This window comes from Streptomyces sp. NPDC014894, assembly GCF_043080985.1.
Lineage (GTDB): Bacteria > Actinomycetota > Actinomycetes > Streptomycetales > Streptomycetaceae > Streptomyces.
This window is the reverse complement of record NZ_JBIBWD010000010.1, coordinates 200,484-216,037: the sequence shown is the minus strand read 5'-3', so window position 1 is coordinate 216,037 and position 15,554 is coordinate 200,484. Positions and strand designations below refer to the sequence as shown.

The window sequence follows — 15,554 nt, the reverse complement described above, 5'->3', positions numbered from 1 at the left end:
AAAAGATATCTTGACGTCAAGAGACTTCATGTCGACAGACCCTCTACACTGATCGTCATGGAGGACGAGGTCGATCGACTGGTCGCAGCTTGGCGCCGCGAGCGCCCGGACCTCGACGTGGAACCGCTCGAGGTGCTCAGCCGGGTCTCCCGGCTCGCCCGTCATCTCGACCGCGCCCGGCGGCTCGCCTTCTCCGAGCATCAGCTCGAACCGTGGGAGTTCGATGTGCTGACCTCGCTGCGGCGCGCGGGCGACCCGTATCAGCTCTCCCCCGGCCAGCTGCTCACCCAGACGCTGGTCACCTCGGGCACCATGACCAATCGGATCGACCGGCTCGCCAAGAAGGGCCTGGTCGAGCGGCTGCCCGACCCCAGCGACCGGCGCGGGGTGCTGGTGCGGCTGACGGCCGAGGGCCGGGACCGGGCGGATCAGGCCCTGGCGGGTCTGCTCGATCAGGAGCGGGCGATCCTCTCCGAGCTGTCCCGGGCTCAGCGGGCCGAGCTGGCCGCGCTGCTACGCCAGCTGACCGCCCCGTTCGACAACATTCCCGGTTAGGTCGACCGGGCCGACGCCCGCCCGTCTCGCGAGGGCGACCGCCGCGAGGGTGGAGTGCACTCCGAGCTTGCCCAGCACGTTCTGCATATGGGTGCGGACGGTGTGCGGGGAGAGGAAGAGGCGCTCGGCGACGGCCTTGCGCCCCAGTCCCGCGACCATGCACCGCAGCACCTCCCGCTCGCGCGGGGTGAGCGACTCCACCAGCCGTTCGCTCTCGGTGCGGTGCTTGCGCGCGGCGGTCAGCTCCCGCAGTACGCCGGTGAGCAGCGCGGGCGGCAGATGGGTCTCGTCCCGGAGCACGCCCCGGATGACGGCGAGCAGCCGTTGCAGCGAGCAGTCCTTGGCGACCCAGCCGGAGGCCCCGGCCTGGAGCGCGAGGGCGGCCCGGCGGGGGTCGTCCTTCTCGGCGAGTACGACGGTGTGGACGCCGGGCTGGCTGATGCGGACCCCGGAGACCAGGGAGATCCCGTCGACCAGACCGTCGTCGCCGTCGTCGGGGACGGCACGGGCGACGGACGCGCGAGCGCTCTGCTGCCCCGCGTTGCCGCCGAGGTCGGCGTCGACGAGCATCACGTCGAAGACGCGCCCCTCGGCCACCCCCCGCTCCAGACATCGCAGCGCGGCGGGGCCGCTGCCGGCCGCCGCGACCTCGACGTCGGGCTCGGCCGCGAGAGCGGCGGCGAGCGACTCGGCGAAGATTCGGTGGTCATCCACCACCAGGACCCGGATACGGACCACAGACACCCCCAGGCTCGGAGAGCTGACCGACGCGGGCACGCCGCCCGGCGGAGGGAATCCGCCCCCGCCCGGCCGCCGCCGCGCTGTGACTGACATCCCGCACCGGGCGTCGTACCCGACGGGTCTCGCCCCCTGATCAACACCGGCCCCCACCGGTGCTGAGCATCAGCGTACGGGCGGGGCGCGGGAGGGGAAGCCTATTTGCAGAACTGATGGCTCACGGTGTTCATGGAGTGCCGAAAGTGTCACAGTGAGACGGAAATCGACAGAGAGCAACGGCTCCGCGCAGCGGGAACGGGCCCCGGTCAGGAGAGCCGGCGCGCTCCGGCGGCCGGGGTCACGGCGAAGATCTCCGGTTCGCCGAGGCTCGCCTCCGCAAACGCCCGCGCCACGGCGGCGCCCGTCCGCTCGCGGTCCCGCTCCTCGGTGAGCACGATCGCCGAGCCGCCGAAGCCGCCGCCGGTCATCCGCGCGCCGAGCGCGCCGGCGGCGAGGGCGGCGGAGACGGCGAGGTCCAGCTCGGGGCAGGAGACGGCGAAGTCGTCGCGGAGCGAGGCGTGGCCCTCGGTGAGGATCGGTCCGACGGCTCGCGGATCGCCCGCCGCCAGCGCCTCCCGGACCCGCTCCACCCGGCGGTTCTCCGTCACCACATGGCGGGTCAGGGCGCGGGGGCCGGGGGCGGCGGACGGACGGGCGGTACGGGCGGGGCCGGCGGACTCCGGGCCGGGAGCGGCGGGCGGGCGGTCGGTGGTCGCGGACGGGCGGTCGGTGGTCGTGGGCAGCCGGTCGAGGGCGGCGGGCAGCTCCTCGTACCCGATGTCCCGCAGGGCGGCGACGCCCAGCGCCGCCGCGGCCGACTCGCAGCCCGCACGGCGCTCCCCGTACGCGCCGTCGCTGTGGGCGTGCTTCACCCGGGTGTCGACCAGCAGCAGGGCGAGCCCGTGGGCCGCCGGGTCGAAGGGGATCTGCGCGCGGGAGAGGTCGCGGGTGTCGAGGAGGAGGGCGTGGCCCTCGGCGCAGCAGGCGGAGGCCGTCTGGTCCATGATCCCGGTGGGCGCTCCGGCGTAGGCGTTCTCGGCGCGGCGGCAGATCACGGCGAGTTCCTGGCGGGTCGGCTCCACGTCGTACAGCTCGGTGACGGCGAGCGCGGTGACGACCTCCAGCGCGGCGGAGGAGGAGAGGCCCGCGCCCGCCGGGAGGGTGGACTCGTAGTGGAGTTCCGCGCCGCGCACCGGGTGGCCCGATTCGCGCAGCGCCCAGACGACGCCCGCGGCGTAGTCGGTCCAGCCGCGCGGGCCGTGGCCGGGGGCGAGGTCGGCGACGCGCAGTTCGACCGGGCCGCCGGGGGCGTCGGCGGAGCTGAGCCGGAGCACTCCGTCGTCGCGCCGGGCGGCGGTGGCCACCACGGTCCGGGAGAGCGCGAAGGGCATGACGAGCCCGTCGTTGTAGTCGGTGTGCTCCCCGATGAGATTGACCCGGCCGGGGGCGGCCCACACTCCCCCGCTCATCGGGTCCCGCCGAGGGCGAACTCCCAGGCGTCGGCGACGATCCCGGTCAGCTCGGGCCGCCGGGGCCGCCAGCCGAGCCGTTCGCGGGCGGTGTCGGCGGCGGCGACCAGCACCGCGGGGTCGCCGGGGCGGCGGGGGGCGAGCGTCTGCGGGACGGGACGGCCGGTGACCTCGCGGACGGTGTCGATGACCTGGCGCACCGAGAAGCCCTGGCCGTTGCCGAGGTTGCAGATCAGATGCTCGCCGGGGGCGGCGGCGGCCAGGGCGAGCAGATGGGCCTCGGCGAGATCGGCGACATGGATGTAGTCGCGTACGCAGGTGCCGTCGGGGGTGGGGTAGTCCTCGCCGTACACCGAGATCGCGTCGCGGCGGCCGAGGGCGACCTCGAAGAGGAGCGGGATGAGATGGGACTCGGGGTCGTGGCGCTCGCCCCGGCCGCCGTAGGCCCCGGCGACGTTGAAGTACCGCAGGGAGACCGCGGCCAGTCCGTGGGCGGCCGCCGCGCCGGTGATCATATGGTCGACCGCGAGTTTGGTCGCTCCGTACGGGCTGGTCGGGGCGGTCGGGTCGGACTCGGTGACGGGGGTGCGGGCCGGCTCTCCGTAGGTCGCGGCGGTGGAGGAGAAGACCAGGGCGGGGACGCCCGCGTCGCGCATCGCGGCGAGGAGCGCCATGCTGCCGCCGACATTGTTCTCCCAGTACTTCTCCGGGTGGGCGACGGACTCGCCGACCTGCGAGAAGGCGGCGAAGTGCAGTACCGCTTCATGGCTCGCGTCGAGCCATTTCGCGGCGTCCCGGACATCGCCCTCGATGAATTCGGCGCCCGCCGGGACCGCGTCGCGGAAGCCGGTGGAGAGATCGTCGAGGACGGTGACCTCGTGTCCCGCCTCCAGCAGATGGAGCGCCACCACGCTGCCGATGTATCCGGCCCCGCCGGTCACCAGGTATTTGCTCATTCGCTCGCCGCCTCCCGCAGTCGGCACGCCGCGGCCTCCGGCGGCACATCGTTGATGAACACGTTCATGCCGGACTCGGAACCCGCGAGAAACTTCAGCTTGCCGGGAGCCCGGCGAATGGTGAAGAGCTGGAGGTGGAGTCCGAACTCCTCGCGTCCGGCGGCCCGGAACGGGGCCTGGTGCCAGGCGGAGACGTACGGGGTCGGGGGGCCGCCCGCGCCGAAGAGCCGGTCAAACCGCCGCAGCAGCTCCAGATAGACCCCGGGGAACTCCGCGCGCGCGGCCGGGTCGAGCGCGCGCAGGTCGGGCACGCGCCGGCGGGGGTGGAGGTGGACCTCGTACGGCCAGTGCGCGGCGTACGGCACGAAGGCGATCCAGTGGTCGGCGGCGAGGACCACCCGCTCGCCCTCGGCGCGTTCGCGTGCGACGACGTCGTCGAAGAGGCCGCGGCCGGTGCGTGCGCGGTGGGCGGCGGCGGAGCGGAGCATCAGCTCGGTGCGCGGGGCGACGAAGGGGTACGCGTAGATCTGGCCGTGCGGGTGGCCGAGGGTGACGCCGATCTCGGCTCCCCGGTTCTCGAAGCAGAAGACCTGTTCGACCTGGGGCAGCGCGGCGAGTTCGGCGGTGCGGTCGGTCCAGGCGGCGAGGACGAGGGCGGCCCGTTCCTCGCCGAGATCGGCGAAGGAGGCGTGGTGGTCGGAGGTGAAGCAGACGACCTCGCAGCGGCCGGAGTCCCCGGCGAGGGAGGGGAAGCGGTTCTCGAAGACGACCACGTCGTAGTCGGCGTCCGGGATCTCGCTGAGGCGGCCGTCCCGGGAGGGGCAGAGCGGGCATTCGCCGGGCGGCGGCCGGTAGGTGCGGTCCTGGCGGTGCGCGGCGACGGCGACGGTGTCGCCGAGCAGGGGGTCGTGGCGGAGTTCGGGTCTGGTGGCGACCGGTGGGAGGGAGCGGAGGTCGGCGGCGTCGCGCACGGTGTCGTCGCGGGAGTCGTAGTAGAGCAGCTCACGGCCGTCGGCGAGCCGGGTCGACGTCTTCTTCACGGTGGAGCCCCCTCACCATCCCCAACATAATTCAACACAACAAATCATGAGCCAACAGCACCGTCAATGGGAGCGCTCCACACGGCCTCTGCACACATTCACCTGCATATCTACCGGAAGCGGTCGGGTGGGTGGGGGCGGCGCGGCGCGCCGGGGGGGGTGCGGCTTGGGCGCCGGGCGGGGCAGAGGGTGCTTGTGCCTGGGGGCCGAGGTGAGGCTCGGGCACTTGTCGGGGGCGCTGCCCCCGAAGCCCCCGCGCCTCAAACGCCGGCGAGGCTGAAAATGCGGCGCAGGTGCCGGGCGGAGGCGGGATGGCGGCGCAGGCACCGGGCGGGGGGCTTGTCCCTGGGGGCCGAGGCAGGGCTCGGGCTCCTGTCGGGGGCGCTGCCCCCGAAACCCCCGCGCCTCAAACGCCGGCGAGGCTGAAAATGCGGCTCCGGCACCGGGCGGAGGCAGGATGACGGCACCAGGCACCGGGCGGAGGAGGGATGACGGCACCAGGCACCGGGCGGGGCAGGGGTGGCGGTGGCGGGCGGGGGGAGGGGACTACCCTCTGGAGGCGGCCAGGGTTGCGCGGTCGAGGAGGCCGGTGCGGGCGGCGAGGGCGGCGGCTTCGAGGCGGGAGCCGACGGAGAGCTTCATCAGCACGCGCTGGACGTGCGTCCGGGCCGTGCTCGGCGCGATGCCCATGCCCGCGGCGATCAGCCGGGTGTCCTCCCCCTCGGCGACGCGGACCAGCACCTCGATCTCGCGCGGGGTGAGGAGGTGCAGCAGCCGCTGCCCCTCGTCGTCCGGCTGGGCGACCGGATTGAGCAGTTCCGCGAACGCGCCCTGGAGCAGCGCGGGGGCCACCACCGCCTCCCCCGCCCGGGCCTTCATCATGGCGCGCTCGACGCCCTCGATGCGCTCGTCGTGGCGGACGTATCCGGAGGCGCCCGCGGCGAAGGCCGCCGCGATCCCCCGGGGGCTGGGCACCGGGCCCAGGACCACCACCGCGACCTGCGGCCGCTCCCGCTTGATCTTGACCACGGGATCGAAGACACCCGGCTCGGCCGGGCTCGCCGTCCCCAGCAGACACACCTCGGGCGCTCTGCTGACGACCAGATCGGCCGCGCCCGCGGCCGGCGCCGCCGCGGCGAGCACCCGATGCCCCCGCAGCTTCAAGGCCGAGGCGAGTGCCTCGGCGAGCAGTCGGTGGTCGTCGACCACCATGAGCCGCACGCCCATCGAGAAACCCCCATCCCCAGCTGCGCTGAACCCCGGCCCTGCCCCGGCAAGTTACACGCTTGTTCGACTGCGCGCGTCACTATCCCGGCAGAAGTCCCCCAGAGTGCCGAATTCTTCGCCAAAGAGGGCTCCTTATGACTCGACCATGACCAACACATGACCATGGCCCGGCATTTCGGTCTGCCGAAATGCCGGGCCATGGCCGATACCGCTATGGATCAACCGGTCGCGTAGGCGACCACCAGCTGCCGTTCCGAGTAGCTGTCCTCGCTGACCAGCCCCGCACTCAGGAAGAGCCGTCCGCCGTCGTAGCGCATGTCGTCCCCGTCGGCGGTGAAGCTCCGCTCCACCGTGCTGGATTTCTTGTCCCCGGGGTTCTTCATCAGCACCGTCTGCTCGAATGTCCCGCCGTCAATACTGATCACCTGTCCGCCAGTGTCATATGCGGCTGTCCTGTAGGCGATGAGATTGCCGCCGTCCATGCGCAGCGGCAGCAGCAAGTGCCGCGCGCCGGCCTCCGTACGGTCGCTCGTCGGCTTTCCGGTGGCCAGATCGAAGGACACGATCTCATTGGTGTCCTTGAACCCCGAGGAGCTCTCCCGCGCGGAAGTCGGCAGATAGACGCGGCCGTTGCCGACCGCGATCTTCCTGCAGTTCTCGACCTCCGTGGTCCGGCACTTGGCCTCGTAGAGGTCGCCGGTGGCCGGAATCCGGGCCCGCAGCGCGCCCTTGTCGTCCAGCGAGAAGAGGTCGGAGAATCCGGCCACCCCCGCGGTGTCGCCGACATCCGCGGCGACGACCAGCGGCTTCGCGGAGACGATGCTCGCGTACTCCACCGTCTCCGGCATCTTGTACGAGAACAGCGGCCGCCCGTCCTTGGTGTCGAGCGCCTGGATGACGATGTGCGGGCTGGAGATCGAGCCGCACCGGCGGACCGCGACCAGCGCCGCCCCGCCGCCGTAGCCCCGGTCGGTGCAGGTGTCGGCGGAGTTGGGCTTCCAGCGGACCTTGCCGCTGTCGAGGTCGAAGGCCGCGCCGCCCTCCAGACCGCCCGCGGCGACCACATCGCCGCTCTGGGTGACCTCGGCGAACTTGATCTTCCCGTCGCCGCCGGTCCCGCCGGTGACGGACTCGCTCCAGAGCAGCTTCCCGCTGGTCAGGTCGACGACGCCGACCTCGGTGCACGGCTGGTAGAAGCGCGGCCCGGTGCGCTTGGCGGCCTCGAAGACGATCGCGGCCTTGCCGTCGTCGGACTGGTGCCGGGAGGAGGCGCAGACCTGGCCCGGGAGCTTCAGCGTCCAGGAGGTCGCGCCGCTCTCCGCGTCGAAGCCGACCACCGAGTTCAGGCCGGGCTTGACGAAGGTCTTCCCGGAGACCCAGGAGCCCCGCAGGAAGGTGATGTCCTCGACCTTGGGCTCGGGGTGCTGGAACGCGGTCCGGGCGGTGGGGTCGGCCGGGGCCTTCTCCTTGCCGGGCCCGTCGGCGGCCGGTTCGCCCTTCCCCGCGCCGTCGCCGCCCTTGGACTTGTCGCCGCCGTCCCCGCCCTGCTCGCCGCCGCCCGTGCTCTGCCCGGCGCTGCTCCCGGCCTTGTCGTCGTCGCCGGTGGTGGCGGCGTACCAGACACCGCCGCCGACGATCAGCGCGACGGCGCAGACCGCCGCGATCACGATCCGCGTCGTGGCGGACTTCTTGCCGCCGCCGGGACCCTTCTGCCCCGGCCCGGCCTGCATGGGCTGGGTCGGGGGCTGCCCGTAACCGCCGTATCCGTACGGCTGCTGGGGCGCGCCGTATCCGGGCTGAGCGCCCTGCGGGTGCCCGTAGCCGGGCGGCGGGCCCTGCGGTTGGCCGTACCCGGGCTGAGCGCCCTGGGGGTATCCGTAGCCGGGCGGCGGGCCCTGCTGCGGATAGCCGTACCCGGGCTGTCCGCCCTGCGGCGAAGGCGCCGGGGCCCCGAATCCGCCGGGACCGGCGGGGCCCTCGGGACCGGCCGGGCCCTCGGGCGGCTGGGGTGCGCCGAAGCCGCCCTGACCGGGCGGGGGATCCTGCGGCGCGCCGAACCCCGGCGGAGGCTGGTTCGGAGGCTGGTTCGGCGGGGGCGGGGGCGGTGGCGGCTGTGTCATGGCGTGCGTACCTCGGGGGAGCTGGGAACGGGAGGGGACGGGGGCGCGGACTCCGCCGATATCACTTGGTGAAGGCCATCATGGTCCGCGTCTTCAGCTCCTCCGCGTCATTGCGGGCGCTGACCCGGCCGCTGCCGATGAAGAACCGGCCGCCGTCGTAGACCATGCGCGAGGAGTAGAAGGTGTTCTCGGCCTGCGCGGTGGCGTCCTGGAACTTCAGCAGCGTCTTCGGCGCACCGCCCGAGGGCGCGATCGTGGTGAGCGCGCCGCCCTTGTCCCAGGTCGGCTCCCGGTACGCGAGGACGTCGCCGCCCTCCATCCGCAGCGGCACGATGGTGCTCTCGCCGCCCGACGGGGAGCGCCACTTGGCCTTGCCGTTGTCGAGGTCGAAGGCGACGACCTCGTTGGCTCCGCCGGGGCGGGCCGACTGGGTGGCCATGTAGAAGGTGTCCGCGTCGGCGGCGACGCCGACACAGCCCTCCAGGTTCTCGCCCATGATCACGAACGAGCCGCCGCAGCGGGGCTGGAACTTGTCCTTGCCGCCCTCGATCCGGGAGCGCTCGGTGCCGTTCGCGTTGAGCGCGACGACACCCCACTTCTTCTCCTTGGACTGCTTGAGCGAGATGACGATCGGATCGACCGAGAAGACCTTCTCGACCTCCCAGCCCTCCGGGGCCTTGTAGGTCCACTTGGCCTTGCCGGTGGCGGGGTCGACCTCCTGGAGCTGGTGCTTGGGCTTGTTCCAGTCGGTGGTGGGGCACTGGCCGGCGGCGAGCAGCTTGGGTCCGCCCGCGAAGGCGAAGGGCTTGCAGCCGCTGGTCGGGCCCCTGAACAGCTCCTCGCCGTCCTTCATCGAGAGGCCGATCGAGTTGCCGAGCCCGGCCGCGCCGAGGGTGTCGCCGCTGATGGTGAGGGTGAAGTCGGTCAGCGAGTTGAAGCCCGAGCCGGTCTTGAGGGTCTTCTTCCAGCCCACCTTGCCGGTCTTCAGGTCGATCATCTGGACGTCGAGGCACTCGGCGCGTTCGCCGTGGCCGTCCTTCACGCCGACGACGATCTTCCCGTCGGCGGAGGGCTCCAGCGTCGCGGAGCACACCTCGGTGGCGACGGGGACGGTCCACTTCTTCTTGCCGTCGGCGGCGGAGTAGCCGACGACCTGCTTGTACATGGCGCGTACGACGGTGTCCCCGACGGCCCAGGGGCCGAAGGCGTCGACGCCGTTGCGCGGCAGGTCGACGTCGTTGGTGGTGACGAAGGCGATCTTCGCCTCGCCGTCCTGGCGTTCGGCGTTCAGGTCGCCGTTCGCGTCGCCGTTCTTCTCGGAGTCGGGGCCGGCGTCGGCGTCGCGATCGGTGTCCGCGTCGGCGTCCGTGCCGTCGGCGGAGGGGGAGCCGGCGGGTCCGGGGGCCTCGCTCTTGCTGACGTTCTTCTTCTTGTCGTCCTTGCCTCCGCCGTCGCTGACGACGAAGTAGGTCCCGCCCGCGATCACCAGCAGCGCGGCGGCGGCCGCGCCGATCACCAGCCCCGGCTTCCGCTTGAGGAACCCGCCGCCGCCCGGGCCGCCGCCGCCGGGCGGGGGGCCGTACGGGGGCCGGCCCTGCGGCGGGTAACCGCCGTACGGGGCCTGCTGCTGACCGTACTGCTGCTGGTACGCGGCCGGGGGCTGCTGGCCGTACGGGGCCGGCGGCTGCTGCGGCTGCCCGTACGGGCCGGGAGCGCCGTACGGGCCCGGGGCCTGCTGCTCGCCGTACGGGCCGGGTGCGCCGTACGGGCCCGGCGACGGCGGGGAGGGCGGCTGCTGCGGGTATCCGTACCCGGGTTGGGGGCCTGAAGGTCCGGAAGGTCCCGGATATCCGGACGGTCCGGGCTGTGCGTGCTGTCCCGGAGGCCCGGGCGGGGCCGGGGGCGTCTGCGGAGCGTGGCCGGGCTGCTGGGGTATCCCCTGCGGGGGTATGCCCTGGCGGGGATCGGCCGACGGGTCCGGAGCCTGGGCGGCGGCCCACGGGTCCTGCCGGGGATCCGGCTGCCGGTCCTGGGGAGGACCGAAGCCCTCCGGCTGCTGGCTGGGCGGCTGAGACATCAGCGCGGCCCCTTTCCTACGGTCCCCCGTCCGAACCGGCCTCCCCCGCATTCCCGGTGGGCACTTCTGAGCGGGTGCCACGGCCCGGGAAGGAGCGTTTTCGGACAGGTTCCCGCGTATTCGCGACACTGAGCGGGGCTTCTTTCTATCACCCGAGTCAGTTACCGACCGGTCCGGTCCACGGCTGTGCCCAAGGGAGGACCGGCCCGTCATCCCCTTGTTACGAGACCCGCACAGGACCGCCACGGCCCCGGCCCACGCTCCGGCACGGGACCCGGCCGCGCTTCAGCCGAGCGTCCAACGGGGGCCGGTCTCCGCGTCGACGGCCCAGGCGTACTGGCGGTCGGGGGTGACGGTGAGCCCGTGGTCGAAGCGGCTGGGCGAGCCGGTCTCCGTCCAGGCCGCCCAGGCGCGGTCGAGTTCGTCCGCGAGCCGGCGGGGGCCGCCCTGCTGGGCGACGGCGGAACGGCCGTCCGGCGCGGCGAGCACGGCCCAGGACGAGACTCCGTCGTGGACCCGGGCGCTGAGGCCGTCGGCGTCGACGGTGAAACGGAGTTCGGGCAGGGCGACCCGGAGGGCGAAGACGAGGTCCCAGTCGTCCCGGAGCGGAGCGAGGTCCCGCGTCCAGGGCCGCTCGCTCTCCCGGGGGACGCCCGCCCGGACCGCGCCGAAGCCGGTCTGTCCGGTCTGATCGGCCTGTCCGGTCGTGGCCCCGGCGGCGCGGGCGGGCATGAACTGGGCGAGGCCCTGAATCCATCCGCTCGCCGAGCGCCCGTCGTCGGCGACGGTCAGGGCCACATGTCCGAGCCGCCCCCACGGGGTGACGATCCGCCCGCCCGGCGCGGTCTGCGCGACCCAGGCCCAGGGGACGCGGTCCACCGCGTAGGCGGCGACGACCCGGTCGTAGGGAGCGTGCCCCGGTAGGCCGTGCGCCCCGTCGCCGACCAGGACCCGGACACCGGGCGCGCGGTCCGCCAGCCGGGCGCGGGCGGCGGCGGCCAGCGAGGCGTCCACCTCCACCGAGGTGACGGTGTCCGCGCCCGTGCGGAGGGAGACGAGGGCCGCGTTCCAGCCGGTGCCGGCCCCGAGTTCCAGCACACGGTGTCCGGGCTCCGGCCGGAGGGAGTCGAGCATGTCCACCACGACGGCCTGGCAGGAGAGGCTGGAGGTGGCGAACCCGTCGGTGACCTGGGTGACGGCGGCGGCGTCGGGATCGGCGTACAGCTCGTCCGCCCAGGCCCCCGGGTCCGCCGCCCGGTCGACGGGCGCGTACGCCTCCCCGTCCCAGCGCCACAGCCGGTCCGGCGCGAACAGGTCACGCGGCAGCCGCCCCACGGCCTCCCGGATCCACGGCGACCGCTCCGGCCAGTCCCCCCGCGCCTCCATCACCGCGTCGAGCCGCGCCCGCCGGGCCGTCAGGGAGTCCACCTACTTCTTTCGCTTTCCATCCGAAGGCGGCGGGGGAGGCACCTGCCCGTCCGAGTTTCCCGGAGGCGGCTTCCCCTTGGACGGGTCGGCGGGCGGCTTCTCGTGCTTACCCATGAAAGGGCCTCCTTCGCTGGTCGCTGCACCGGCCATGATGAGGCGAAGAAGGCGGCCCGACCAGGCGCTTCGGCAGCGACCGTGGCCAAATCTCGTCGCGTAAATGGGTACAGGTGTCCATTTCCGCCCGCCATCGGCCCCTCCATGGCTGAGCAAATCGGCCGAAGCCGAGCGCATGGGCCCGGCCGGAGGGTTGAGAGGCTCAGGAGTCCTCGGCCAGCTCCATCCAGCGCGTTTCGAGGTCTTCGCGCTCGGTGGCCAGGGCGCGGAGGTCCGCGTCGAGCTTGGCGACCTTGGCGAAGTCGGTGGCGTGCTCGGCGATCTGATCGTGGAGCCTCGTCTCCTTGTCGGAGATCTTGTCGAGCTGGCGCTCGATCCGGGACAGCTCCTTCTGCGCCGCGCGGGCCTCCCCCGCCGACTTCGCCCGCACCGTCGGCTCGGCGGGCTTCGCCGGGGCCGGGACGGCGGAGTCGATCATGGCGCGGCGGCGCTCCAGGTACTCGTCGATGCCGCGCGGAAGCATCCGCAGCGTCGCGTCTCCCAGCAGCGCGAACGTCCGGTCCGTGGTGCGCTCGATGAAGAACCGGTCGTGGGAGATCACGACCATCGACCCCGGCCAGCCGTCGAGCAGATCCTCCAGCTGCGTCAGCGTCTCGATGTCCAGGTCGTTCGTGGGCTCGTCCAGGAACAGCACATTGGGCTCGTCCATCAGCAGCCGCAGGATCTGGAGCCGGCGGCGCTCACCGCCCGACAGGTCGGAGAGCGGCGTCCACTGCTTCTCCTTGCCGAAGCCGAACTGCTCGCAGAGCTGCCCCGCCGTCATCTCCCGACCCTTGCCCAGATCCACCCGGTCCCGGATCTGCTGCACCGCCTCCAGCACCCGCAGCGATCCCGGCAGCTCGGTCACGTCCTGCGAGAGATACGCCAGCCTGACCGTCTTGCCGACCGTGATCCGCCCGCCCGCCGGCTGCGTCTCGCCGCCGCTGCGGGCCGCCTCCGCCAGCGCCTTCAGCAGCGAGGTCTTGCCCGCGCCGTTCACCCCGACCAGACCGATCCGGTCACCGGGCCCGAGCTGCCAGGTCAGATGCTTCAGCAGCACCTTCGGCCCGGCCTGCACGGTCACGTCCTCCATGTCGAACACCGTCTTGCCCAGCCGCGCGTTCGCGAACTTCATCAGCTCGCTGGTGTCACGCGGCGGCGGCACGTCCGCGATCAGCTCGTTCGCCGCCTCGATGCGGTAACGGGGCTTGGAGGTACGGGCCGGCGCGCCGCGCCGCAGCCACGCCAGCTCCTTGCGCATCAGGTTCTGGCGCTTGGCCTCCTCCGTCGCCGCGATGCGCTCCCGCTCGGCCCGCGCGAACACGTAGTCGCTGTAGCCGCCCTCGTACTCGTACACCGAACCCCGCTGCACATCCCACATCCGGGTGCAGACCTGGTCCAGGAACCACCGGTCGTGGGTCACGCAGACGAGCGCGGAACGGCGGGCCCGCAGATGCTCCGCGAGCCAGGCGATGCCCTCGACGTCCAGATGGTTGGTGGGCTCGTCCAGGACGATCAGGTCCTGGTCCGCGATGAGCAGCTTCGCCAGCGCGATCCTGCGGCGCTCGCCGCCCGAGAGCGGGGCGATCACCGTGTCCAGCCCCTGCGGGAACCCGGGCAGGTCCAGTCCGCCGAAGAGCCCCGTCAGCACATCCCGGATCTTCGCGTTCCCCGCCCACTCGTGGTCGGCGAGATCACCGATCACCTCGTGACGCACGGTCGCCTCGGGATCGAGCGAATCGTGCTGCGTCAGCACGCCCAGGTGCAGCCCGCTGTTCTGCGTGACCCGGCCCGTGTCCGGCTCCTCCAGCTTCGCCAGCATCCGGATCAGCGTGGTCTTGCCGTCGCCGTTACGGCCGACCACGCCGATGCGGTCCCCCTCGGAGACGCCGAGGGATACGCCGTCGAGCAGTGCACGGGTCCCGTACACCTTGCTGACAGCCTCGACATTGACCAGATTGACGGCCATTTTTCTCCTGCTCCGGGGGTTCGCGGTCCGGAGGCCAGCGTACGGCGGTCACGCGGCCCATGACTCCGGCGGCCGAACGGGCCCGGCGGGGCCCCGCGTACGCGTACGGTCCGGCAGCGTACGCGTACGCAGGGTGGACGCGCCTGTAGTCGCTCGGCCACTCTGGGTGACCCCAACGCAGGGTGATCCAGCACGCACCAGGAGGTGGCCGCACATGGCCGAGGCGGAGGACTGGGACGACGAGCCCCAAGTGGACGACGGGCCCGAGGAGCCCGAGTCCGAGGACTCCGGGCCCGAGGAGGGCTCCTCGGGCGGCGGCTCCGGGGGCTCCGGAGGGTCCGGAGGTTCCGGGGGAAATCCCGCCCCCTCCGACAGCATGAGAACGTTCGGCGCGTTCGTCCAGGGCATGCGCGAGCACAAGAAGATCTCCCGGGAGCAGTTCGCGCGCCTGGTGCAGTTCTCCCAGCACACCGTCGCCTCGATCGAACTCGGCCGCCGGATGCCCGACAAGGCGTTCGTGGAGCTGGCCGAGCAGGCCCTCGACAACACAGGGGCGTTGAGGAAGGCGTTCCAGTACCTGAACCGGAACCCGGGCCTGGCGGCGTGGTTCAAGGAGTGGGCGAGGCGTGAGAAGACGGCCGTGAGTCTGAGTACGTACGAGTGCCGTACCGTGCCGGGGCTGTTGCAGTCAGAGCCCTACGCACGAGCCCTGTTCCAGAACGCGGTTCCACCCCTCTCGGACGATCAGCTGCAAATCCAGATCAGCGCCCGGCTGGAGCGACGGGACCTGTTGCGGGACCGCCCCAACGTCCCATTCAGCTTCATCGTCTCCGAGTACGTCTTTCAACAACGGATCGGTGGCACAGAGGTGACGCGGGGCATGCTCGACCATGTCCTGGCTGGTGCCGAGATGCGAAACGTGACGCTCCACGTCATGCCGACTGATTGTGAGTTGCACGCCTGCCTCGAAGGTCCACTCGCACTGCTGGAGGGGCCGGACGGGAAGCGGTTCGCCTACTCCGAGGGGCAGAAGAACGGGCGTCTGATTAGTGACCTGAAGGAGGTGATCCCACTCCAGCAGCGTTATGACACACTGCGCTCGCAGGCCCTCACCCCCGGTGAGTCCCGGGTCCTGCTGGAGCGAATCCGAGGAGCGCTATGAGCACCGCTGAACTCACCTGGTTCAAGTCCAGTCACAGCAGCGACCAAGGCGACAGCTGCGTCGAGATCGCCCTGTCCTGGCACAAGTCCAGCTACAGCAGCTCACAAGGCGACAACTGCGTCGAGGTCGCCACCTGCCCCGACACCGTCCACATCCGTGACTCCAAAGTCCAGGACGGCCCCCACCTCACCCTCCCGGCCACCGCCTGGACCGCCTTCCTCACCGGCGTCTGAGCGAACCCCGCCCCTCCCTCGCCGCCCGGCAGTCACCTACCGGGCGGCGAACGCGTTCCCGGCCCGACAGCGCTGTGGCACACTGCGCTCGCAGGCCCTCACCCCCGGTGAGTCCCGGGGTCTGCTGGAACGAATCCGAGGAGCGCTATGAGCACTGAACTCGCTTGGTTCAAGTCCAGTTACAGCGGCACGGAGGGCGACAGCTGTGTCGAGGTCGCCCTGTCCTGGCACAAGTCCAGCTACAGCGGCACCCAGGGCGACGACTGCGTCGAGGTCGCCACCTGCCCCGACACCGTCCACATCCGTGACTCCAAAGTCCAGGACGGCCCCCACCTCACCCTCCCGGCCACCGCCTGGACCGCCTTCCTCACCGGCGTCTGAGCGAACC

At 72.2% G+C, this 15,554-nt stretch carries 13 protein-coding genes; 4 read left to right on the top strand and 9 right to left on the bottom strand.

The annotated features are described in order from the left end of the window. Positions 1-57 precede the first annotated feature (57 nt). Positions 58-555, top strand: coding sequence for a MarR family transcriptional regulator TamR (gene tamR, locus ACF089_RS24585; RefSeq protein WP_153487368.1), 498 nt, complete (start codon positions 58-60; stop codon positions 553-555). Here tamR and ACF089_RS24580 read toward each other — a convergent pair. From ACF089_RS24580 to ACF089_RS24540, 9 genes are all read right to left on the bottom strand, one after another. Beyond that, entirely contained in the window at positions 514-1,293 is a 780-nt protein-coding gene (locus ACF089_RS24580; protein WP_392030594.1) for a LuxR C-terminal-related transcriptional regulator, read from the bottom strand. The two genes, tamR and ACF089_RS24580, sit on opposite strands and share 42 nt — an antisense overlap. Positions 1,294-1,598: 305 nt before the next feature. Further along, entirely contained in the window at positions 1,599-2,801 is a 1,203-nt protein-coding gene (galK, locus tag ACF089_RS24575; RefSeq protein WP_392030256.1) for a galactokinase, read from the bottom strand. Next, positions 2,798-3,757, bottom strand: coding sequence for a UDP-glucose 4-epimerase GalE (galE, locus tag ACF089_RS24570; RefSeq protein ID WP_392030253.1), 960 nt, complete (start codon positions 3,755-3,757; stop codon positions 2,798-2,800). Before galE ends, galK begins: the two co-directional genes overlap by 4 nt. After that, complete coding sequence (gene galT, locus ACF089_RS24565) at positions 3,754-4,797, bottom strand: galactose-1-phosphate uridylyltransferase (protein WP_392030250.1); 1,044 nt, start codon at positions 4,795-4,797, stop codon at positions 3,754-3,756. The genes galE and galT overlap by 4 nt, the downstream gene beginning before the upstream one ends. A 546-nt stretch (positions 4,798-5,343) precedes the next feature. Continuing rightward, the gene (locus tag ACF089_RS24560) at positions 5,344-6,024 is read right to left on the bottom strand and encodes a LuxR C-terminal-related transcriptional regulator (protein ID WP_392030247.1); all 681 of its coding nucleotides are present in this window, start codon (positions 6,022-6,024) and stop codon (positions 5,344-5,346) included. Positions 6,025-6,242: 218 nt separating this feature from the next. Beyond that, positions 6,243-8,144 (bottom strand): PQQ-binding-like beta-propeller repeat protein, encoded by a 1,902-nt coding sequence (locus ACF089_RS24555; RefSeq protein ID WP_392030244.1) that lies wholly within the window; start codon positions 8,142-8,144, stop codon positions 6,243-6,245. Positions 8,145-8,205: 61 nt separating this feature from the next. Beyond that, complete coding sequence (locus ACF089_RS24550) at positions 8,206-10,221, bottom strand: PQQ-binding-like beta-propeller repeat protein (protein WP_392030241.1); 2,016 nt, start codon at positions 10,219-10,221, stop codon at positions 8,206-8,208. 285 nt (positions 10,222-10,506) lie between these two features. Beyond that, positions 10,507-11,649: a methyltransferase domain-containing protein gene (locus tag ACF089_RS24545; protein ID WP_392030238.1), complete on the bottom strand. Its 1,143-nt coding sequence runs from the start codon at positions 11,647-11,649 to the stop codon at positions 10,507-10,509. Positions 11,650-11,965: 316 nt separating this feature from the next. Continuing rightward, positions 11,966-13,771: an ABC-F family ATP-binding cassette domain-containing protein gene (locus ACF089_RS24540; RefSeq protein ID WP_392030235.1), complete on the bottom strand. Its 1,806-nt coding sequence runs from the start codon at positions 13,769-13,771 to the stop codon at positions 11,966-11,968. Positions 13,772-14,147: 376 nt separating this feature from the next. Between ACF089_RS24540 and ACF089_RS24535 the strand changes: the two genes are divergently transcribed. From ACF089_RS24535 to ACF089_RS24525, 3 genes are all read left to right on the top strand, one after another. Then, positions 14,148-14,933, top strand: a complete 786-nt coding sequence (locus ACF089_RS24535; RefSeq protein WP_392030592.1) for a Scr1 family TA system antitoxin-like transcriptional regulator — start codon at positions 14,148-14,150, stop codon at positions 14,931-14,933. Beyond that, on the top strand, positions 14,930-15,166 hold the full coding sequence (locus ACF089_RS24530; protein ID WP_392030232.1) for a DUF397 domain-containing protein: 237 nt from the start codon (positions 14,930-14,932) through the stop codon (positions 15,164-15,166). Before ACF089_RS24535 ends, ACF089_RS24530 begins: the two co-directional genes overlap by 4 nt. A gap of 147 nt (positions 15,167-15,313) precedes the next feature. Continuing rightward, complete coding sequence (locus ACF089_RS24525) at positions 15,314-15,547, top strand: DUF397 domain-containing protein (protein ID WP_392030229.1); 234 nt, start codon at positions 15,314-15,316, stop codon at positions 15,545-15,547. Positions 15,548-15,554 lie beyond the last annotated feature (7 nt).

Excerpts from the sequence above, each read along its gene's own strand:
- tamR (WP_153487368.1), top strand. The coding sequence starts at position 58 with ATGGAGGACGAGGTCGATCGACTGGTCGCAGCTTGGCGCCGCGAGCGC.
- galK (WP_392030256.1), bottom strand. The coding sequence starts at position 2,801 with ATGAGCGGGGGAGTGTGGGCCGCCCCCGGCCGGGTCAATCTCATCGGG.
- galE (WP_392030253.1), bottom strand. The coding sequence starts at position 3,757 with ATGAGCAAATACCTGGTGACCGGCGGGGCCGGATACATCGGCAGCGTG.
- ACF089_RS24560 (WP_392030247.1), bottom strand. The coding sequence starts at position 6,024 with ATGGGCGTGCGGCTCATGGTGGTCGACGACCACCGACTGCTCGCCGAG.
- ACF089_RS24555 (WP_392030244.1), bottom strand. The coding sequence starts at position 8,144 with ATGACACAGCCGCCACCGCCCCCGCCCCCGCCGAACCAGCCTCCGAAC.
- ACF089_RS24550 (WP_392030241.1), bottom strand. The coding sequence starts at position 10,221 with ATGTCTCAGCCGCCCAGCCAGCAGCCGGAGGGCTTCGGTCCTCCCCAG.
- ACF089_RS24540 (WP_392030235.1), bottom strand. The coding sequence starts at position 13,771 with ATGGCCGTCAATCTGGTCAATGTCGAGGCTGTCAGCAAGGTGTACGGG.
- ACF089_RS24535 (WP_392030592.1), top strand. The coding sequence starts at position 14,148 with ATGAGAACGTTCGGCGCGTTCGTCCAGGGCATGCGCGAGCACAAGAAG.
- ACF089_RS24530 (WP_392030232.1), top strand. The coding sequence starts at position 14,930 with ATGAGCACCGCTGAACTCACCTGGTTCAAGTCCAGTCACAGCAGCGAC.
- ACF089_RS24525 (WP_392030229.1), top strand. The coding sequence starts at position 15,314 with ATGAGCACTGAACTCGCTTGGTTCAAGTCCAGTTACAGCGGCACGGAG.